The 20,711-nt window shown below is 57.3% G+C and carries 16 protein-coding genes; 10 read left to right on the top strand and 6 right to left on the bottom strand.

Going from position 1 to position 20,711, the window contains the following annotated elements; genetic code table 11:
* Window positions 1–2: 2 nt before the first annotated feature.
* Both tamB and tamA read right to left on the bottom strand, forming a co-directional pair.
* Window positions 3–3,779, bottom strand: coding sequence for an autotransporter assembly complex protein TamB (tamB, locus tag GVO84_RS02420; RefSeq protein ID WP_159515398.1), 3,777 nt, complete (start codon window positions 3,777–3,779; stop codon window positions 3–5).
* A complete protein-coding gene (gene tamA / locus GVO84_RS02415) occupies window positions 3,776–5,509 on the bottom strand; it encodes an autotransporter assembly complex protein TamA (RefSeq protein WP_159515397.1) in 1,734 nt (577 codons plus the stop codon). Before tamA ends, tamB begins: the two co-directional genes overlap by 4 nt.
* 224 nt (window positions 5,510–5,733) lie before the next feature.
* Between tamA and msrA the strand changes: the two genes are divergently transcribed.
* The gene (gene msrA / locus GVO84_RS02410; protein ID WP_029741954.1) at window positions 5,734–6,375 is read left to right on the top strand and encodes a peptide-methionine (S)-S-oxide reductase MsrA; all 642 of its coding nucleotides are present in this window, start codon (window positions 5,734–5,736) and stop codon (window positions 6,373–6,375) included.
* Here the strand turns inward: msrA and GVO84_RS02405 are convergent, their stop codons facing one another.
* The gene (locus GVO84_RS02405) at window positions 6,376–7,434 is read right to left on the bottom strand and encodes a LacI family DNA-binding transcriptional regulator (protein WP_159515396.1); all 1,059 of its coding nucleotides are present in this window, start codon (window positions 7,432–7,434) and stop codon (window positions 6,376–6,378) included.
* Window positions 7,435–7,626: 192 nt separating this feature from the next.
* On the opposite strand from GVO84_RS02405, the gene GVO84_RS02400 reads away from it, so the two are divergent.
* From GVO84_RS02400 to GVO84_RS02375, 6 genes are all read left to right on the top strand, one after another.
* A complete protein-coding gene (locus tag GVO84_RS02400) occupies window positions 7,627–8,778 on the top strand; it encodes a Gfo/Idh/MocA family protein (RefSeq protein ID WP_159515395.1) in 1,152 nt (383 codons plus the stop codon).
* A 16-nt stretch (window positions 8,779–8,794) separates the two neighbouring features.
* The gene (locus GVO84_RS02395) at window positions 8,795–9,964 is read left to right on the top strand and encodes a Gfo/Idh/MocA family protein (protein ID WP_159515394.1); all 1,170 of its coding nucleotides are present in this window, start codon (window positions 8,795–8,797) and stop codon (window positions 9,962–9,964) included.
* Between the two features lie 11 nt (window positions 9,965–9,975).
* A complete protein-coding gene (locus tag GVO84_RS02390; RefSeq protein ID WP_159515393.1) occupies window positions 9,976–11,043 on the top strand; it encodes a Gfo/Idh/MocA family protein in 1,068 nt (355 codons plus the stop codon).
* 12 nt (window positions 11,044–11,055) lie between these two features.
* Entirely contained in the window at window positions 11,056–12,078 is a 1,023-nt protein-coding gene (locus tag GVO84_RS02385) for a Gfo/Idh/MocA family protein (protein ID WP_159515392.1), read from the top strand.
* A gap of 79 nt (window positions 12,079–12,157) precedes the next feature.
* A complete protein-coding gene (locus GVO84_RS02380) occupies window positions 12,158–13,705 on the top strand; it encodes an MFS transporter (RefSeq protein ID WP_159515391.1) in 1,548 nt (515 codons plus the stop codon).
* A 196-nt stretch (window positions 13,706–13,901) separates the two neighbouring features.
* On the top strand, window positions 13,902–15,239 hold the full coding sequence (locus GVO84_RS02375) for a hemolysin family protein (RefSeq protein ID WP_032662457.1): 1,338 nt from the start codon (window positions 13,902–13,904) through the stop codon (window positions 15,237–15,239).
* A gap of 70 nt (window positions 15,240–15,309) precedes the next feature.
* On the opposite strand, the gene GVO84_RS02370 is transcribed toward GVO84_RS02375, so the two are convergent.
* Window positions 15,310–15,516, bottom strand: coding sequence for a DUF1107 domain-containing protein (locus GVO84_RS02370; RefSeq protein WP_008501430.1), 207 nt, complete (start codon window positions 15,514–15,516; stop codon window positions 15,310–15,312).
* A gap of 324 nt (window positions 15,517–15,840) precedes the next feature.
* On the opposite strand from GVO84_RS02370, the gene GVO84_RS02365 reads away from it, so the two are divergent.
* The gene (locus GVO84_RS02365) at window positions 15,841–16,398 is read left to right on the top strand and encodes a YtfJ family protein (RefSeq protein ID WP_121424870.1); all 558 of its coding nucleotides are present in this window, start codon (window positions 15,841–15,843) and stop codon (window positions 16,396–16,398) included.
* Here the strand turns inward: GVO84_RS02365 and cysQ are convergent.
* The gene (gene cysQ / locus GVO84_RS02360; RefSeq protein ID WP_023310160.1) at window positions 16,392–17,132 is read right to left on the bottom strand and encodes a 3'(2'),5'-bisphosphate nucleotidase CysQ; all 741 of its coding nucleotides are present in this window, start codon (window positions 17,130–17,132) and stop codon (window positions 16,392–16,394) included. The two genes, GVO84_RS02365 and cysQ, sit on opposite strands and share 7 nt — an antisense overlap.
* Window positions 17,133–17,322: 190 nt before the next feature.
* On the opposite strand from cysQ, the gene GVO84_RS02355 reads away from it, so the two are divergent.
* On the top strand, window positions 17,323–19,266 hold the full coding sequence (locus GVO84_RS02355) for a bifunctional 2',3'-cyclic-nucleotide 2'-phosphodiesterase/3'-nucleotidase (RefSeq protein ID WP_159515390.1): 1,944 nt from the start codon (window positions 17,323–17,325) through the stop codon (window positions 19,264–19,266).
* A 98-nt stretch (window positions 19,267–19,364) separates the two neighbouring features.
* Here GVO84_RS02355 and GVO84_RS02350 read toward each other — a convergent pair whose 3' ends face one another.
* Window positions 19,365–19,751: a winged helix-turn-helix transcriptional regulator gene (locus GVO84_RS02350; protein WP_023334278.1), complete on the bottom strand. Its 387-nt coding sequence runs from the start codon at window positions 19,749–19,751 to the stop codon at window positions 19,365–19,367.
* Between the two features lie 84 nt (window positions 19,752–19,835).
* Here GVO84_RS02350 and GVO84_RS02345 point away from each other — a divergent pair, with 84 nt between their 5' ends.
* On the top strand, window positions 19,836–20,684 hold the full coding sequence (locus tag GVO84_RS02345; protein WP_121424867.1) for an SDR family oxidoreductase: 849 nt from the start codon (window positions 19,836–19,838) through the stop codon (window positions 20,682–20,684).
* Window positions 20,685–20,711 lie beyond the last annotated feature (27 nt).

Genomic DNA, 20,711 nt, shown 5'->3' with positions numbered 1-20,711 from the left:
TGCTAAAACTCAAACTGATAGAGCAGATCAAGTGCCTGGTCTACGCCGGACACTGCTTCCAGATATAGCTTAGGCATCAGGCGATAGCGTAACGTGAGTGTTGCCAGTGAGTCAAAGATCCCCACACCATATTTTACCTGCAGACCCGGCAGCACATAGCCGCTGACCACCACCTGCGAGGAGTCACCCACGCCCTGGGTGTCCAGCGCCAGATTGCTTACGCCGAACGTCTCGCCGATTTTACCCACAACCTGCCCACTTTGTGCAACCCCCAGACCCACTAACATCGAGGTCATCGCCGCGCTGTCGCTTTGTCCGCTGTCCAGACCTTGTCCACGCAGAAGATAAGAGAGAGCTTCCTGCTGCGACATCGCCGGGTCAGAGAAGATCTCCGCCTTCGGTTCGTCAGCAGAACCGGTGACGCGAACGCCAGCAATGACGTCGTTTTCCGTCGCTTCCGGGTTACGAATCGCTTCGATGTTCAACAGGGGCTGATCCGGTGGACCGGAGAACAGCAGCTCGCCTTTGCGGACAATCAGATCCTGACCATAGGCGTGGAAACGCCCTTCAGGGATATTGATCTGCCCGTTCAGGCCAAGCCCTTGTTTATCCTGCGCCACCTTCAGGTCGCCCGTGAGCCTCGCCTTCAGCCCAAACGCATCCAACCGCACGTTATTCCCCACGTGCACGATAAGGTTACTATTAATCGGTATGCCAGCGCTCTTCTGTTCGACAGGTTTCAGATTTTCATTGAGCATAACTTCATCACTTGAGACGCCGACCGCACTTTCCGGCACGTCGTGAACCACGATGCGCGCCCAGGGTACGTCGACGCGTCCGTCAAGCGTGAAGAGGCTTGGCGTCGCCTCAAAGACCACGTCTGGCGAGACGTCCAGGCGCACCATCGGCGGTACGGTGATGCGTACCCGACTCCCCTTCGCCGCGATGCGGGCGCGCCAGTTATCGATCTGGCTCCAGTCCGCGTCGCCGCTCAGGTTGATTTGCCCCTGCTGGGTGAGCACCGAGCCGCTCAGCGTCGAGCTCATACCGTTGAAGTTCATCGCAATCTGGCTGGGCTGCATATCGAACGGCATGAAGTTACCGTCGATATCCACACCGCTGAGGCGCAGCTGGCCGAACAGCTGCGGGCTTTGCGCGTTGCCGGCCAGGCGCAGGTTAGCATTCACCATGCCCTCTGCTTTTTCCCCGCGCGCGAAAATCGGGTTCACCATCGCCAGGTTGAAGTTACGAATGTTGACGTTGCCGCCCAGATTACGCCGTCCCTGCGGATCGGTAATCTGTATCTGTCCGTCCATCTGGCCGTTGTTGGTCAGACGGATAAGCCACCCCAGCTCCGCACGGTTGTTATGCAGGTCAGCACTCAGGTTTAGGGTGTCGAACGCCACCGGCAGCGGCGCGTCGTTGACCTCCTGCGTCACCTTCACGTTACGCCCGGACAGCGTGACGCTGCCCTGCGGCAGCCCCTCTTTGGTGGTGTCCCAGGCCACATCGGCTTTCCCGCTGAAGACGCCGCTGGCCTGGGTCGTGTCCGGCATAAACGGCTTCAGCATCGCCAGATCGAAGCGGTTGAGGTTGATCTGCGCGCGTCCTTCCGCACCCGCATCAATGGTCTGCGGCACGCACAGCTCCGCATTCGGGTTGGTCCAGCAGTGTGGCCCAATGCTGATCTTCTGCTCGGCGTTGCGGTAGTCCAGCGCGATGGAGCGCGACAGCGCCAGCGGCCCAACCGGCGTATTGAAGCGGGTGTTGTCCAGCGTTCCTTTCCAGCGTTCTTCCTTGCGGTCAAAGCTGCCGGTCAGGTGCAGCTGGCCGGAGACCGGCTCGCCCTGCACGCGCAGCTGGAGATCGTGCTGCTTCTCGTTCCCTTTGGCGTCCAGGGTGACCAGATTAATGTTCACGTCCGGCTGTGAAATGCGCTCCACGCGCAGGTTCAGGTTACCGCCGATCTGATCGGTGGATTTCACATCCCCTTCCACGCGGACGCGGGCCACGCTCAGCTCCTGCCAGCGCAGGTTATTGGCGGTAATGTCCGCCAGCAGCTGCGGCGCCTCCACGGTGCCGCGCACCTTCACGAGCCCTTTCGCGGTGCAGCCCAGACCCGGCAGGGCGTTATCCAGATTCGGCGCGTCGATGGTGGCGTCAAGATTGAGATCTTTTACCCCCAGCTCGCCTTTGATATCCGCCGTGTTGCGGCCCAGCGCCACGTGCAGACCCGGGATAACCCACTGCAGATAGCTGTTGCCTTTCACCGAGCCTTCAACGTTAACCTTGTTCTGCTTCACGTTGCCGGTAAGCTTAATTTCCGGCACGTCCATCTGCCACGTACCGCCGTACAGACTGCCGCGCGTTTTGATCAGGCCATCCAGTTTTGACGGCCAGTCCGGCACCTCTTTGGCGGTGTTAATGCCCGTCAGCTTCAGCTCGCCGCGCCAGCTGATCGCCTGCTGCCAGTCGAGCAGCGCGGTCAGCTCGGTTTTGCCCTCCAGCGCCGCGACGGTCAGCTTGTCGAGGTTGACCTGCTGTTCGTTGCCCTTCGCATCCAGCGTAATGTTCGCGGGCGGCACGCCCTGCCCCTTCACCGCGGTGCGGAACGAGAGCGTGTAGTCGGTCATCTTGCCGCTCAGCTTCAGCTTCAGGTCATCGGCCTGGAACTGCTTTTCGCCGGTGAACGGCCAGGCAAGCTGCTTGCTGACAACCTCAAGATTGAGCGGCAGCCCGGCTTCCGCCAGCTGCGCTTGCGCGCGCAGGACCATGTCCACCGGGCCGGAGAGATTGACCCCGACGTCCAGCTTCTCGCGCAGTGCCCCGCCCACTTTGACCTTCACCTTTTCGCCTTTCAGCGGATCGATGTTTAGCGCGCTGTTCAGCGTAATATCCACCGGCCAGTTATCGCGCAGCAGGGCATTCCCCGACGCATTCACCGAGCCCTGATTGGTGTCGATATCCAGCGCGTCGAGCTTCATGTTGCCGTCAATGCTGCTGACTTTCAGCAGCATGGTGTAGACCGTCAGATCGGTATCGCCGGTCAGGCGCAGCTGCTCGCCTTTGAACTCCTCAATGTTGAGGTTCAGCGGCAGGTGAACGTCGGTCATTTCCGGCAGGACAGGCTTCGAGAAGAGATCTTTCAGCGTTTCGCCCAGCGGCTTCTCTTCCGGCTGCGGGTTCTGGATCTTCGGCTCGACGATCTCCTCCTGCGCCACGTCGGCCACCTTCGGCAGCGCGATCAGCAAGCCCTGCAGGGACGTAGGCGTCAGGGTGAGGTTTTTCTCCTGCCAGCGCAGGCCGGAGGTGAAATCCATCACGGACACGGTGGTGTCGTCGATTTTGATATTGACGTTATCCAGCGCCACCCGATAGAGCGCGATCGGGTACGGCGTGGAGAGATTCAGAGGGCCGCTGTCCTCTTCCTCGACCGGCGCAGACTTCGGCATTTTTTTCGAATCTATCGCCACGTTGACGTCTTTAAGCGACAGATCGTTGACGCAGAGCTTGCTGTCACGCAGGCAGCCCAGCTTCACCGCGAGATGGAACTCCCCGGCGTTCACCGCCACGCCCGGCTGCTCGTAGCGGATGTTCTTCAGACGCAGATCGCGCCAGCCGCCCGTCACCTGACCAATCTCCAGCCCCGGCACCCAGCGGTTCGCAGCGTTAAACAGCAGATGCAGCCCGGTCGTCGTTCCCACCAGAAACGCCACCGTACCGAGCAGCAGCACGATAAAAATCAGCACCCCGAGGCTTATTTTCTTCCATAAACTCATAATTCAGGCCCCAGACCGATGTAAAACTGTAATCCGTGTTCTTCTTTATCGCCGACAGGCACGGCGAAATCGAGCTTGATGGGCCCGACGGGTGACTGCCAGCGTACGCCCACGCCCGCGCCGGTTTTAAAGTCGCTGCGGCGGATATCGTTCACCGCTTCACCGCCGTCAACAAACATGGCGCCCCACCACTTTCCGCTGACGTTGTACTGATACTCCAGCGATCCCGTCGCCAGTTTTGACGCACCGGTTAGCTGGCCCTTTTCGTTCTCAGGTGAGATCGATTTGTACTTATACCCACGAATGCTGCGGTCGCCCCCGGCGAAGAAGCGCAGATCCGGCGGAACGCGCTCGAAGTCTCCCGTTTCAATCCAGCCGAGATTGCCGCGCATCACAAAGCGGTGTTTGTCATACAGCGTGCGGATCCAGACGTTTTGCGCCTGCAGGACGGAGAAGTCCACGTCGGAGCCCCAGGCGGAGTTGGAATAGTCGATGGAGTAGCGCTGCGAGTCGCCCCAGGTCGGCATCAGGCCCCCACGCGAGCGGGTGCGGCTGATCATCACGCCCGGATAAAGCAGCATGGTGGTGTTGGTGACGTTGGCCTGGGTAAAGTGGTCAAGGCTCCAGCGCAGGTTAATGGCGCGCTGCCAGCCGCTGGAGAGATCCCAGAAGCGGGAGACCGCAAGCGTCGTAGAGTCCTGCCTGGTGTCGTTCAAATCGGTGCGCTTGAAACCGCCCTGCAGAAGGTAATATTGCTCAAGCGGATTTTTCAGCAGCGGCATTTTGTAGCTGAAATCCAGCTGCTGCTCGGGCGCAGAGAGGCTCAGGCTGGTGGTCAGGCTGTGACCGTACGAGTTCATCCACGGCTTTTTCCACGAGGTTTTCACGCGTGGTCCAACATCCGTCGAGTAGCCAACACCGGTCTCAATGGTGTTCTCGGTGCGCGGCGAGACAACGCCATGCAGCGGCAACACCTTGGTTTTGCGAGACTTCTCAAATTCCGGTGCGACAACCACGGAATTAAACCAGCCAGTAGCGGAAAGGCGACGGTTCAGTTCCGCCAGGTCCCTCGACTGGTAGTAATCCCCTTTTTTGAACGGCACGAGGTTCTGCAGGTACTCTTCACGAATTTGCGAACCTTCAAACGTCACATCGCCAAAGCGGTAGCGTTCCCCGCTGTCGTAGTCGATATCCCAGAAGGCCTGACGTCGATCCAGCGCAATGCCCAGCTGGCTTTTATTGAACTGGCTGTCGAAGTAGCCCTTGCGCAGGGAAACGCTCGTCAGCTCTTTTTTGAAATGGTCGTAGTCGCCGTGGTTAAGCACGGTACCGACTTTCGGACGCGTGCTGAGCAGATCCAGGTAATCCCGGTCGGTACGCGCCCCGCCGCGCAGGATGACGTTCGTACCGCCAATCAGTACCGGCTCACCCGGCGAAACGCGGGCAATAAGAACCTGGCGCCCCTTCTTTGGCGGCGGACGGAGATCGAAATCAATGGTGGGTTCGTAATACCCCAGCGCTTTCAGCCCTTCACGGATGGCGTCATCGACGCGCGCGCGAAAACGCCGGTCCGGCGTCACCTCATCACTCTGGATGGTCGATAGCTGCGCACGCACGTTTTTTTCCAGCGCCCCGGATAACCCCTCAACCTGCAAACGGACATTCGCCGCGCTGGCAATCCCGCTTGTCAGCAACACACTGACCAAACATAACTGGCGGATTTTTGTCACGTTTTCTCCTGAATATCCCTGTTTCCACCCTGGAAGCAAATGAAGTGCCGCTCCGCGGCAAAACACGGCCTGTTGGCCAAAAACCCGAATCGCGGGTTGAAAATGGGTGTAACACCCAAATATTTCTTATGATTAAATCTAGACTCATTCAGCGCATTTATTGTGTTCAATTAAACGCTTCGTGACAACCTTAACTGAAACATCGCACCCCGGGAGGCCCCATCGTGAGTTTATTCGACAAAAAGCATCTGGTTTCACAAACCGATGCATTACCGGGACGCAACACCCCTATGCCTGTGGCGACCTTACACGCCGTCAATAACCATTCCATGACCAACGTGCCGGAGGGAATGGAAATCGCCCTGTTCGCCATGGGCTGTTTCTGGGGCGTTGAGCGCCTCTTCTGGCAACTGCCCGGCGTTTACAGCACGGCGGCGGGCTACACGGGCGGTTACACGCCGAATCCGACCTATCGCGAAGTCTGCTCCGGCGAAACCGGGCATGCGGAAGCGGTACGTGTGGTCTATGACCCTGCGGTGATTAGCTACGAGCAGCTCCTGCAGGTCTTCTGGGAAAACCACGACCCGGCGCAGGGCATGCGTCAGGGCAACGATCACGGCACCCAGTACCGCTCGGCCATTTATCCGCTCACGCCTGAGCAGGACGCCGCCGCGCGCGCCAGCCTTGAGCGCTTCCAGCAGGCCATGCGTGAAGCGGGCGATACGCGCGAGGTAACGACGGAAATCACCACCGCGAAACCGTTCTACTATGCAGAGGACGACCACCAGCAGTATCTGCATAAAAACCCGTACGGCTACTGCGGAATCGGAGGTATAGGCGTCTGCCTGCCGCCACAGCTGGCCTGATTATTGATCCAGCGCCACGCGCGCCGCGTGGCGCGTGGCGTTACTGACTGAACCGTAATCCATCACTTTGCCCTGCAGCAGCAGGTTAAAGACCGGCGCCTGCGGCCGGTTAAGCCGCGTTTGCAGCAGATGAACGGCCTCAATCCCCAGCTCCCGGCAGGGCACCGTGACGCCCGTGACCGGTTTTTCCAGACGGTGCGCTAAATTCCATGCAAAATCGGTCGTAATTAGCGAAATGTCTTCCGGAATGCGCAGCCCGTGGCGCGTTAACGCTCTGACCACGCCTTCCACCATGCGGGTACTGTTCGGGAAAATGACCTCCGGCCACTGGGAACGGTCATGACTCAACAGCCACGCATCCAGCGCCTGCTCGGCCTCTTCAGCGGTAAACCACTCCGTCACGAGCAAATCGCGCTGCGGGTCAAAAGCCACATGAAAATGGCGGTACGCCTCTTTGATGCCGTCCAGACGCGCATACAGCGTATCCCGCCGCAGGCAGGTGAGCGTCAACACCCGGCGATGCCCCTGCTCAAAAAGGTACTGCATGGCGGTAAAGCCAATCGCCCGGTGATCGGGCGACACGGCATCCAGCACCCGATCCCGATCGACGGAATTAATCAAAACGCAGGGCTTATTCAGCGTGCTCGCCAGTTTAAATATGGTGGAATCATCAGTCCCAATAATAATTATCGCGTTGATATTCTTATGACTGGCCTTTTCCATAAAGACTTTCACATCGGCGTGCTGCTCTTCTAAACCACAGCAGCTGACCCACACGTTGTGCCGCGAGCAGGCTTCAGCGATCCCTTTCGTCACTTCCAGATAAAAAATATCCCCGCGTCCCTGAAAGGTTCTTTCCGGCGCAAAAACAGCGATACCGTTAATTAGTAGTCTTCCGCTCGCCATTGACTCCAGCACCCCTAATTCTCGCGCGGTGCGAACAATCGCCTCTCTGGCTTTATCGCTGGTATAAGACTTGCCGCTTAATACCCGCGAAACCGTGCTGACGGAATAGCCCGTCAGGGCCGCAATTTCCTCCATTTTCAACCTGCCCGGCATAGTGTGACCTCGCTCTCATTCAGTTTTTGCAAATATTTGCAGAAACAGTCCGTTGATTTTAAAACTAAATTTCAGGAAGCCTGGAGATTACTTAATCACCTTGCGAGTATTCTCACAAAAACACATTGTCGCTACTGCTCCCCTTTCCTATTTTCCGGTCATCACTCATTTCAACTGAAATTAAGGTGTGACATGGAAAAGGTACGTTTTGGCATTATTGGAATAGGTAATATCGGTACGGTCCATGCGCGTTATTTACTGGCGGGTACGGTCAGTGACGCCTGCCTGGCGGCGGTTTGCGATAATGCACCGGAAAAGCACCCCGCTATCCGCCAGCTGGTCGGCACCCTCCCGTTATTCAGCGACGCGCAGGAGATGCTCCAGAGCGGGCTTATCGACGCGGTGATTATCGCCACGCCGCACTACGAGCATCCACGGCTTTCGATGCTGGCGATGCGCAACGGCATCCATACCCTGTGTGAAAAACCAGCGGGCGTGTATACGGCGCAGGTGCAGGAGATGAACGCCTGCGCCCAGGCGTGCGACGTGGTGTTCGGCATCATGTACAACCAGCGCCCGAATCCGCTCTACCAGAAAGTGAAAGATCTTATCGACAGCGGCGAGCTGGGTGAGATCCGCCGCTCCAACTGGATCATCACCAACTGGTATCGCTCGCAGAGCTACTACAACTCCGGCGGCTGGCGCGCTACCTGGAAAGGAGAAGGCGGCGGCGTACTGCTCAACCAGGACCCGCATCAGCTCGATCTCTGGCAGTGGCTGGTCGGCATGCCGGTCCGCCTGCGCGCGTTCTGCCAGTTCGGCAAGCATCGTCAAATCGAAGTTGAAGACGAGGTCACCGCCTACGCCGAGTACGCCAGCGGCGCGACGGGCGTGTTTATCACCACCGTGGCGGAAACGCCGGGCACCAACCGGCTGGAAATCGTCGGCGATCGCGGCAAGGTGGTCGTCGAAGAGGGCAAGCTGCGCTACTGGCGGCTGCGTGAGTCTGAAACTGCCTTCAACGCCCGCTGGCAAAACGGTTTTGGTGAACCCGAATGCTGGGAGGTCACGCTTCCCGTCGCCCCGGAATGCAGCGAACACCACGTCATTACCGCCAACTTCTGTGCCGCCATCCTGCGCGGCGAGCCGCTGATTGCGCCGGGCCTGGAAGGGATCCATGGGCTCACGCTCTCCAACGCCATGCACCTTTCCACCTGGACGGACGACTGGGTCGAACTCCCGCTCAACGAAAAACAGTATCTGCGCCTGCTTCAGCAGCGCATCAGCACCTCAGTGGCTAAAGAGACAGCCAGCGTCACGCTGGATGCCTCCGGCACCTGGTAACTCCGGAGAAGAATCGATGTTAAATGTCGCTATTGTGGGAACAGGGAATATCTCGCATAACCATATTCAGGGCTATTTGCAGTTTGGCCAGCGCTGCCGGATCGTCGCGCTGGTGGATATCTACCCGGAAAAAGCGGAAGAGAAAAAAGCACGCTACGGCCTGACGGAAGCACGCGTGTATGACAGCCACCAGCAGATGCTGGCCTCAGAGCCGGATATCGACATCGTCGACGTCTGCACGCCGCCCTACGTCCACGCAGAAATCAGCATCGACGCGCTCAAGGCCGGCTGTCACGTACTGTGCGAAAAACCGATGGCCGCCTCGCTGGAGGAGTGCGACGCGATGATCGCCGCACAAAAGGCCAGCGGTAAAACGCTCGCCATCATTGCCCAGAACCGCTTTACCGATGCCTTCTGGCGTCTGAAAGCCGCGCTCGACTCCGGCCTCGCGGGAAAAGTCTGCCACGCGCAGGTGGATTCGTTCTGGTGGCGCGGACACTGCTACTACGACCTGTGGTGGCGCGGCACCTGGGAAAAAGAGGGAGGCGGCTGCACCCTAAACCACGCGGTTCACCACATCGACGCCATTCAGTGGATGCTCGGCTTCCCGTCCGAGGTGGTGGCGATGATGACCAACGTGGCGCACGACAACGCCGAGGTGGAAGACCTCAGCGCCGCGATCTTCAAATACCCCAGCGGCGCGCTCACGCAGTTGACCGCCTCGGTCGTGCACCACGGCGAAGATCAGAAAATTATCATTCAGGGCGACAAGGCGCGCATCTCCGCGCCGTGGCAGGCCTTTGCCAGCGTCAGCGCCGATAACGGCTTCCCGCAGGAGACTAACGACCTGACGCGAGAAGCGCAGCTCAACGCCGTTTTTCAGGAGACGCCGAAGCTCGAGTGGACGCTGCACACCGGGCAGATCGATGACCTGCTTTATTCCATCGAGCACGGCACCGCGCCGTTAGTGGATGGCCTGCAGGGCAAACGCTCGCTGGAGCTGATTACCGCGATCTATAAATCCGCCATTACCCGCAGCGTGGTCTCGCTACCGATTCGGCGCGATGACCCGTTTTACCGTACCGGCGGGACCAACGCCCTCGCCCCCCGTTTTTATGAAAAATCCGCAAGCGTCGCCAACTTCAGCGAAGTGGGTGCGATTCCCCTTGGCAAAGATCTGGATTAAGGAGTGACACCATGAACAAGCATGACGGAATGAACTACGCCCCGGTGGGCAAACCGCAGCCAGTTGTCCGCGAGGGTGAATTCGTCTTCGCCGCCGCCGCGCTCGACCACGGCCATATCTACGGGATGAGTAACGGCCTGATAGAAGCCGGGGCCACCCTGAAATGGGTGTACGACCCCGATCCGGCCAAAGTGGATAAATTTATCCAGCAGTACCCGCAGGCAAAAGTGGCGGAGTCGCTGGAGGCGATCCTCAACGACGACGAGGTGCGTCTGGTTGCGGGTGCGGCCATCCCCTCCGAGCGCTGCGCGCTGGGGCTGAAAGCCATGGCCGCAGGCAAGGACTACTTCACGGATAAAGCGCCGCTCACCACTCTCGAACAGCTGGCGGATGCCAAAGCGATGGTGGAAAAAACCGGGCGGAAATACGCGGTGTACTACAGCGAACGCCTGCACGTCGAGAGCGCGGTGTTTGCCGGACAGCTGGTGCAGCAGGGAGCGATCGGTCGCGTAGTGCAAACCCTGGGAACCGGCCCGCACCGGGAAGGCACGGGCCGCCCGGACTGGTTCTACGATCGTCGCCACTTCGGCGGCATTCTGTGCGATATCGGCAGCCACCAGATCGAGCAATTTCTGTTTTACACGGGCAACAGTGAGGCATGCGTGGTCGCCAGCCAGGCACGCAATTTCAACCATCCTCAGCATCCGGCATTTGAAGATTTCGGCGACGCGACGCTCAGAGGCGAAAACGGCGCCAGCGGCTATTTCCGCTGCGACTGGTTCACCCCGGACGGACTCTCAACCTGGGGTGATGGCCGTCTGACCCTGCTCGGCACCGAAGGCTATATCGAAATCCGCAAATATGTCGATCTCACCCGCGGCGAGCAGGACGTGGTGTATCTCGTCAATAAAGAGGGGGAATTCCGTTATCCGGTCGCCGGAGAGGTCGGGTTCCCGTTCTTTGGCGAACTGATCCTCGACTGTCTGCACCGCACCGAAAACGCCATGACGCAGGCGCACGCCTTCAAAGCGGCGGAGCTCTGCGTGAAGGCTCAGATGCTGGCAAACGCGACGGAATAACGGGAGGCGATAATGACGATCCTGAACACGGCGGTTATCGGTGCCGGAGCAATTCACGGCTGCCACGTGAACGCGTTGCGCCAGATGCCCAACGTCGCGCTGCGCGCGCTGGTAGACATCGACAGCGTCAAAGGGCTGAAGCTGGCGATGGGGTATCAGTGTCGCTTTTATCAGGATTACCGGGAAATGCTGCTGGATGACGCCATCGACGTGGTCCATATCTGCACCCCGCATTTCGAGCATAAAACCATGATCCTGGCGGCGCTCGCCGCCGGGAAGCATGTTTTCTGCGAAAAACCGGTGGGAATGAACGGCAGCGAGCTCGAGGAAATCACCCGCGCCGCAGAGCAGGCACCGGGGCTGCTCGGCGTGTGCTACCAGAACCGGCTTAACCCCACCAGCCTGGGCATTCTCCAGGCGCTGGACGACGGCGTGCTGGGGAAAATGCTCAGCATCAAGGCGGTACTGACGTGGTCACGCTCGGGCGCGTACTACACCGAAAGCCCGTGGCGCGGGCGGCTGGCAACGGAAGGCGGCAGCCTGCTGATCAACCAGGCCATCCATACCCTCGACCTGATGCAGTGGTTCGCCGGCGGCGTGACGCGGGTGAAAGGCGTGGTGGACCGCGGCGAGCTGGCGGACGTGACCGAGGGGGAAGACAGCGCGATGGCAACGCTGCATTTTGCCAACGGCGCGCGCGGCCTGTTTTATGCCAGCAACTGCAATACCGCGGACTCCCCCCTCTGGCTTGAAATCCACTGCGAACGGGGCTCTCTGCTGCTGAGTGACAACGTGCTCTGGCGCATTACTCCCGGCGAGCGCCTCAGGCTAGCCAGCGATAACTCCCCTGACGGCCAGGTCAAAAGCTACTGGGGGCTGGGGCATGAGCAGGCGATCCGCCGTTTTTATCATGCCATTTCTCATCCCGGAAACGCGAATTACACCGACATCCGCGAAGCCGGGAAATCACTCACCCTTGTGGAGGCTATTTATCGTTCATCTCAGTTAAGACAATGGATAGAAATCAATAAGTAGAACGTAATGTGTCGTCCAGATTTGAATAAAAAAACGACCTGAAAAACAGGTTAATCATTACCCTACACTGGATATTATTATGGTCAAACCTACTGAACGTAGAGTAGGTTACGGCGTGGCGCTTGGCTACGGCGTAACCGATCTGTTTGGCGGAGGGGCTTTCGCCATTATCGGCACCTGGCTGCTCTTTTTTTACACCACCTATTGCGGGCTCTCGGTTATTGAAGCGGGCTCTATATTCGCCATTGCCCGCGTGATTGATGCGTTATTAAGCCCGATTATGGGCTATATCACCGATAATTTCGGCGATACCTGGCTCGGGCGTAAATTTGGCCGTCGCCGCTTCTTTTTATTACTCAGTTCGCCGCTCATGTTTTTGTATGCCCTGCTGTGGCTGACGGACATGGGCTACTGGTATTACCTTGGGACCTATCTCTCTATCGAGCTGCTGTCGGCAATGGTGCTGGTGCCCTGGGAGACGCTGGCGGCGGAGATGACCAACCGCTATGAAGAGCGTAGCCGCCTCTCCGGCGTGCGCATGATCTGCTCTCAGCTGGGCGGTTTTCTTGCGGTTTCCGTTCCCGGCGTGATTATGCAGTTCACGGGAAAAGATAATCCGTTTACGTATACCCTCACCGGGCTGATATTTTCCTGCGTGTTCTGCATCGCGGTATTTATTACCTGGTACACCACCTGGGAAGCAAAGGATGTGCATCAAGAGTCCGATTTTAAAGTGGACAACCAGCGCAGCAGCGGGATACTCAATCACCTGAAATATCTGGTGCTGGATCTCTTTTCCTCCTTCCGCATTCGCGCGTTTCGCCTGCATATCATTATTTACATCTTTTCGTTCACGGCGATGGACGTATTCGGCTCGGTCTTTACCTATTACGTCGTGTATTGCCTGAGCCAGGATGCCTCGGCGGTTTCCGGCTGGCTGAGTATTGCCGCCTTTGCCTCAGTACCGGGTACCTATGGGTTTATGCTGCTATTGAACCGTCTGAACATGACGCCGTCTGCCGCCCTGCGGCTCTCGTACGGCTGTATCCTCCTGGTGCTGGCGTTCCTGTTTACGGTCTACCTGACCAAAACGCAGGTGCCGACGCTGCTGTTCTCGGCGGTCTTTATCCTGTTGGGCGCCGCCCGCGCGGGCCTCTATTATATTCCGTGGAACATTTACAGCTTCATTCCGGATATCGATGAGATGGTGACGCAGCAGCGCCGCGAAGGGATTTTTGCCGGGGTGATGGTCCTGACCCGCAAAAGCACCGTGGCGATTGCCATTATGATTATCGGCCTGGTGCTGCAGGAGTCCGGATTTGTGAAGGGCAGCGGTGCGCAGCCTGAAAGCGCGCTGGGTGCCATTATCGGGCTGATGATTTTCGCCACGGCAGCCCTGCTGGCGGTCAGCTTCTTCACGACATACAAATTCAAGCTGACCCGTGAGACACACAAGCTGCTGCTCAAAGAAATTGCCCGCCGCAAGCTGGGTGGCGATTATCGCGACTGCGACGAGAAGACCCGCGTGGTAATCAAGCAACTGACGGGCTACGAGTATGACCAGGTGTGGGGAGGCGATGCAACGCGCCGTGCAGTGGGTAACGTCCCGCTGTCGACCGTCAAATAGCGACATATGCCGGGCTGGCTCCCCGCCTGCCCGGCCTTTTTTTGCCCAAAATGTGACCTCTGGCAGATTTACATCTCTTTACGCTATACTACCCGCTGAAATAATCGGCTCAACGCTACGAGCTGACGTTCAATGTGTCTTCACACAAATGGTATCAACTCCCCTTCAGAGGATCTGGCGAGAAGCCGGATAAACTATGTTAAACAGTATTTTAGTAATACTTTGCCTTATTGCCGTCAGTGCATTTTTCTCGATATCTGAGATCTCGCTGGCCGCCTCCCGTAAAATCAAACTTAAGCTGCTTGCCGATGAAGGCAACATCAATGCTACCCGCATCCTGAAAATGCAGGAAAACCCCGGCATGTTCTTCACCGTGGTGCAGATTGGCCTCAACGCGGTCGCCATTCTCGGCGGTATCGTGGGCGATGCGGCGTTTTCCCCGGCGTTTTATAGTCTGTTTGTTAAGTACATGTCCGTTGAACTGGCCGAACAGTTGAGCTTTATCCTCTCCTTCTCGCTGGTAACCGGCCTGTTCATCCTCTTTGCAGACCTGACCCCGAAACGCATCGGTATGATTGCGCCAGAAGCTGTGGCTTTGCGTATCATCAACCCGATGCGCTTCTGTCTGTACGTGTTTCGTCCGCTGGTGTGGTTCTTCAACGGCCTGGCGAACGTCATTTTCCGCATCTTTAAGCTGCCGATGGTGCGTAAAGACGACATCACGTCTGACGACATTTATGCGGTCGTGGAAGCCGGCGCGCTGGCCGGGGTGCTGCGCAAGCAGGAGCACGAGCTGATTGAGAACGTATTCGAACTGGAATCCCGTACCGTGCCCTCTTCCATGACCGGCCGTGAGAACATTATCTGGTTCGATTTACATGAGGATGAGCAGAGCCTGAAGAACAAAGTGGCGCAGCATCCGCACTCTAAGTTCCTGGTCTGTAATGAAGATATTGACCACATCATCGGTTACGTCGACTCCAAAGACCTGCTGAACCGCGTGCTGGCAAACCAGAGCCTGGCGCTCAACAGCGGCGTGCAGATCCGCAATACCCTGATTGTGCCGGACACTCTGACGCTCTCAGAAGCGCTGGAAAGTTTCAAAACCGCCGGGGAAGACTTCGCGGTGATCATGAACGAATACGCGCTGGTGGTGGGTATTATCACCCTGAACGACGTGATGACCACGCTGATGGGCGACCTGGTTGGCCAGGGGCTGGAAGAGCAGATTGTTCAGCGTGACGATAATTCATGGCTGATTGATGGCGGCACGCCGATTGAAGACGTGATGCGCGTGCTGGATATCGACGAGTTCCCGCAGTCCGGCAACTACGAGACCATCGGCGGCTTTATGATGTTTATGCTGCGTAAAATCCCGAAACGTACCGACTCGGTGAAGTTCTCCGGCTACAAGTTTGAGGTGGTGGATATTGATAACTACCGCATCGACCAGCTGCTGGTGACGCGCATCGACAACAAACCGACCGTACTGGTGCCGAAGCTGCCGGACGCGGAAGAGAAGGTTTCCGCGTAAAGTACCTGCCCCACATACATCAACGGCTCCCATTGGGAGCCGTCTTTTTAACTACTGCATAGCACGTTGGTTAAGCCATCTCAGTCTGCAGACGCATAACCTGACGGTTGACTTCGGACATCACAGACAGGTGCTGCTTGTCCTTCACTTTTGGGACAAGGATCTTGCCCTTATCAAACTCAAAAGCGCCAACATCCTTGATATACAACCGTCCACGGAACAGGATCTTCACGTACTTCGCCACCTGAAGCGGGTTGTAGCGTTGGAAAATTTTCATTCTTGTATCTCCTGCGAATCATACGCTCTTGCGGTGCCACAATCGGCCCGACTGTCCTGAGCGCAAATTTTGATGCCCAATGACTATAGACCAGAACTTAGGTGTTACCCAGTGTGCATAAGTTTATTTACCGTTTGATTACAATTATTCAGAATAATCTTTGCAAAGCGTGACTGAGAGCAGTATAAGCCGTCGTTTTTTCATGGATATGTGCGTTCACCCGCAAACTGGCATCGGGATTGCGGGAAAACCTCATTGATCGCACTTATGATTAAAAGCGCAAGACCAAGTGGTCGGATCACCTGCAAACAATAAGGAAACGCCATGACCCTACGTAATATCCTTGCAGCAGCCTGCCTGCTGCTGCCCCTGTGGGCTTCCGCTCACAACATTGAAAAAGGACAACGTGTACCGCCAGTCGGCATTGCTGACCGGGGAGAATTGATTCTCGACAATGATAAGTTTAGCTACAAACCCTGGAATAGCGCGCAGCTCGCGGGCAAAGTGAGAGTTGTACAACATATTGCCGGTCGTACATCCGCAAAAGAGAAAAATGCTAACCTGGTGGAAGCGATCAAGGCCGCAAAATTCCCTCACGACCGCTACCAGACCACCACGATCGTGAATACCGATGACGCCATCCCGGGCTCCGGGATGTTTGTGCGCTCAAGCCTTGAGAGCAATAAAAAGCTCTACCCGTGGTCGCAGTTTATCGTCGACAGCAACGGCGTAACCCGTAAGGCCTGGCAGCTTGAGGAAGAGAGCTCCGCGATTGTCGTGCTGGATAAAGAGGGCCGCGTACAGTGGGCGAAAGACGGCGCGTTAACCCAGGAAGAGGTGCAGCAGGTTGTCGACCTGCTGCATAAGCTGCTGGCTCAATAAATAGAGACGCGGAAGCCGGGGTTGAGGAAGGATTCGCGCGGGGTATAGTCCAGCGGCTTGCCCTGCCAGTCATGAACGTGCGCCCCGGCGGCCGCGGCAACGGCATGACCTGCCGCGGTATCCCAGACGTTGGTTGGCCCAAAGCGAGGGTATAGCTGCGCATGGCCTTCTGCCACCAGGCAGAATTTCAGCGATGAGCCAATCGACGTGGTCTGGTGTTCACCCAGCTGCTGCAGGTACTCCTGCAGCTCGCTGTCGCTGTGCGAGCGGCTAATCACCACCAGCGGTGGACGCGCATCGCGCACCTGGATCTGCTTGCGCACGCCGCACTCTTCCTTCCACGCCTTCCCTTCTGCGGCGCTGTACATCACCTTCATTACCGGCGCGTAAACTACGCCCAGCACCGCTTTGCCCTTCTCAATCAGGGCTATATTGACGGTGAATTCACCGTTGCGCTTGATGAACTCTTTTGTCCCGTCGAGCGGATCGACCAGCCAGTAGCGCTGCCAGTGCTGGCGTTCGTCCCAGCTTTGCGGCGCTTCTTCTGACAGAACGGGGATGTCCGGCGTTAAGGCCTGTAACCCTTTCAGGATCACCTTATGCGCCGCAATATCCGCCGCCGTGACCGGAGAGTCGTCGGCTTTGCTGACCACCTCCATAGGTTTACTACCGTCATACACCTGCATGATGGCATCTCCCGCATCCCGTGCGAGCTGACAAATTTTATCTAGCATTTTCCACCTCTTTGTTAACGCAGTGAGGTTAACTCTTTGTTTTAGTTATATCGTAATGTGAACAATTCCGCTATCTGTGAAGCAATTCCGGTTTCAGGTTACTTTTTTCTGTCAGGATTCACATTTCTGTAAGCAACACGCTATAGATACATACTCTTTTGTGGTCTGCATCGAAAAAAGGACTCCTCTGATGATTAAGTTTAGTGCAACGCTTCTGGCGACGCTGATTGCAGCGAGCGTGCAGGCGGCGACGGTAGATCTGCGTATTCTGGAAACGACCGATCTGCACAGCAACATGATGGACTTCGATTACTACAAAGATACCCCGACGGAAAAATTCGGACTGGTACGCACGGCAAGTTTGATCGATGCGGCGCGTGGCGAAGTGAAAAACAGCGTGCTGGTCGACAATGGCGATCTCATTCAGGGCAGTCCGCTCGGGGATTACATGGCGACCAGGGGCCTGAAAAAAGGCGAGGTTCATCCGGTATATAAGGCGATGAACACCATGGACTATACCGTCGGCAACCTTGGCAACCACGAATTCAACTACGGTCTGACATACCTGCATGACGCGCTGGCCGGTGCGAAATTCCCGTACGTTAACGCCAATATCATCGACGTTAAGACCCAAAAGCCGCTCTTTACCCCTTATCTGATTAAAGAGACAAACGTCGTCGATAAGGACGGCAAAAAACAGACGCTGAAAATCGGCTATATCGGTTTTGTCCCGCCGCAGATCATGACGTGGGATAAGGCTAACCTCGACGGCAAAGTGACCGTGAACGACATCACCGAAACCGCGCGCAAATACGTGCCGGAAATGCGCGAAAAAGGTGCCGATCTGGTGGTCGTTGTCGCCCACTCGGGTCTCTCCGCCGATCCGTACCAGGCCATGGCAGAAAACTCCGTTTACTATCTGAGTGAAGTTCCGGGTATCGACGCGATCCTGTTCGGCCACGCCCACGCGGTCTTCCCGGGCAAAGATTTCGCCAGCATCAAAGGGGCGGACATTGAGAAAGGGACGCTCAACGGCGTGCCGTCGGTGATGCCGGGCATGTGGGGCGACCACCTTGGCGTGGTGGATCTGGTGCTGAATAACGACAGCGGCAGTTGGAAGGTGATGCAGTCAAAAGCAGAGGCACGCCCGATTTACGACGCTGCGGCTAAAAAATCGCTGGCGGCTGAAGATAAAAAGCTGGTCGACGTGCTGAAGCACGATCACGACGCCACGCGCGAATTCGTCAGCAAGCCGATCGGCAAATCCGCCGACAACATGTACAGCTTCCTGGCGCTGGTTCAGGACGACCCGACCGTTCAGGTCGTCAACATGGCGCAGAAAGCCTATGCCGAACACTTTGTGCAGGGCGATCCGGATCTGGCAAAACTGCCGGTCCTGTCAGCCGCTGCGCCATTCAAGGTGGGCGGGCGTAAGAATGACCCGGCAAGCTATGTTGAAGTCGAAAAGGGCCAGCTGACCTTCCGTAACGCCGCCGATCTCTACCTCTACCCGAACACGCTGGTGGTGGTAAAAGCGACGGGCCAGGAGGTGAAAGAGTGGCTGGAGTGCTCTGCCGGACAGTTTAACCAGATTGACCCGCACAGCGGTAAGCCGCAGTCGCTGATTAACTGGGACGGCTTCCGGACCTATAACTTCGACGTGATCGACGGCGTGAACTACCAGATTGACGTCACCCAGCCGGCGAAATATGACGGCGAGTGTCAGGCGATCAACCCGCAGGCGGAGCGCATCAAAAACCTGACCTTCAACGGCAAGGCCATTGACCCGAATGCCACCTTCCTGGTGGTGACCAATAACTACCGCGCCTACGGCGGTAAGTTTGCCGGGACGGGAGATAGCCACATCGCCTTTGCCTCGCCGGACGAGAACCGCTCGGTGCTGGCGGCGTGGATCAGCGCGGAGTCGAAAAAGGCGGGCGAAATCCATCCGGCAGTGGATAACAACTGGCGTCTCGCGCCGATCCACAGCGATACGAAACTGGATATCCGCTTCGAAACGTCACCGTCCGATAAAGCTGCCGCGTTCATTAAGGACAAGGCGCAGTATCCGATGAAACAGGTCGCAACGGATGATATCGGGTTCGCGATTTATCAGGTGGATTTGAGCAGGTAAAAGCAAAACGGCAACACACGTTGCCGTTTTTGGTGTTTGTTCCCTCTCCCTGTGGGAGAGGGTCAGGGTGAGGGCATCAGGCCGCACATACCCGGCTTTTACGCCGCACGATCGTCCCTGTTCGCCATCACCTTCGGCGTATTCACCTCAATCCAGTCCGCCAGCGCGGCGACCTTCTCGCTCACCTCAACGCCCAGCGGCGTCAGGCTATACTCTACGTGCGGCGGGACCACCGGATACGACACGCGATCGACAAATCCGTCCAGCTCCAGCGCCTGGAGTGACTGGGACAGCATCTTTTCGCTCACCCCGCCCATTTTACGGCGCAGATCGCTAAAGCGATGCGTTCCCTGGCGCAGGGCCAGCAGAATCAGAACACCCCAGCGGCTGGTCACGTGTTTGAGTACCTCGCGTGAAGGGCACTGCTCCGCGAAAAGATTGCCATCGCGCATTTGTTCGCTGAGCGTTGGTATCGTTGTTTTCATACTTACCTTTTTGTACGTACTTACTAAAAGTTAGCTATGGTGCTAGTGTGCCACAACACCAGACAAACACGAAGGAGATTCATCATGATCGCGATTACCGGCGCTACCGGCCAGCTTGGCCATCTCGTTATTGAACAGCTGTTGAAAACCGTACCGGCCAACCAGATTGTAGCCATCGTACGTAACCCGGCGAAAGCGCAGGCCTTAAGCCAGCAGGGAATTGTGGTTCGTCAGGCGGACTATACGGATGAAGCCGCATTCACCGACGCGCTGAGCGGCGTAGATAAGCTGCTGCTGATCTCTTCCAGCGAAGTTGGCCAGCGCGCCACCCAGCACCAGAACGTGATTAACGCCGCCAAAACGGCAGGCGTGAAATTTATCGCCTACACCAGCCTGCTGCATGCGGACAACTCCCCGCTGGGTCTGCACGTTGAACACGTTGCCACTGAAAAAGCGCTGGCGGCGTCCGGCATTCCTTATGCCCTGCTGCGCAATGGCTGGTATACCGAAAACTACCTGGCGAGCGCGCCGCCTGCGCTGGAACACGGCGTGTTTATTGGTGCGGCAGGCGAAGGCAAAATTGCCGCTGCGACCCGTGCTGACTATGCCGCGGCGGCAGCCAAAGTGATCGCTGAAGAAGGCCATGCAGGCAAGGTCTATGAACTGGCGGGCGACCACGGCTGGACGCTGAGTGAACTGGCGGCTGAACTCAGCAAGCAGAGCGGGAAGCCGGTAACCTATCAGAATCTCAGTGAAGCGGATTTTGCCGCCGCGCTGAAAAGCGTCGGCCTGCCTGCCGGACTGGCAGATATGCTGGCGGACTCCGATGTGGGTGCGTCCAAAGGGGGACTTTTTGACGATAGCCATACGCTGAGCAAACTGATCGGGCGCGCGACTACGCCGCTGGCGCAGAGCATTAAAGCCATTCTGTAACGGCCAAGCCGTTTTTTCCTGTGGCCG

Origin of the sequence: Enterobacter sp. SM3, assembly GCF_009811935.2 — a bacterium.
GTDB lineage: Bacteria > Pseudomonadota > Gammaproteobacteria > Enterobacterales > Enterobacteriaceae > Enterobacter > Enterobacter asburiae_D.
Note: the sequence above shows the minus strand (reverse complement) of the source record. Positions and strands in the feature narration are given on the sequence as shown.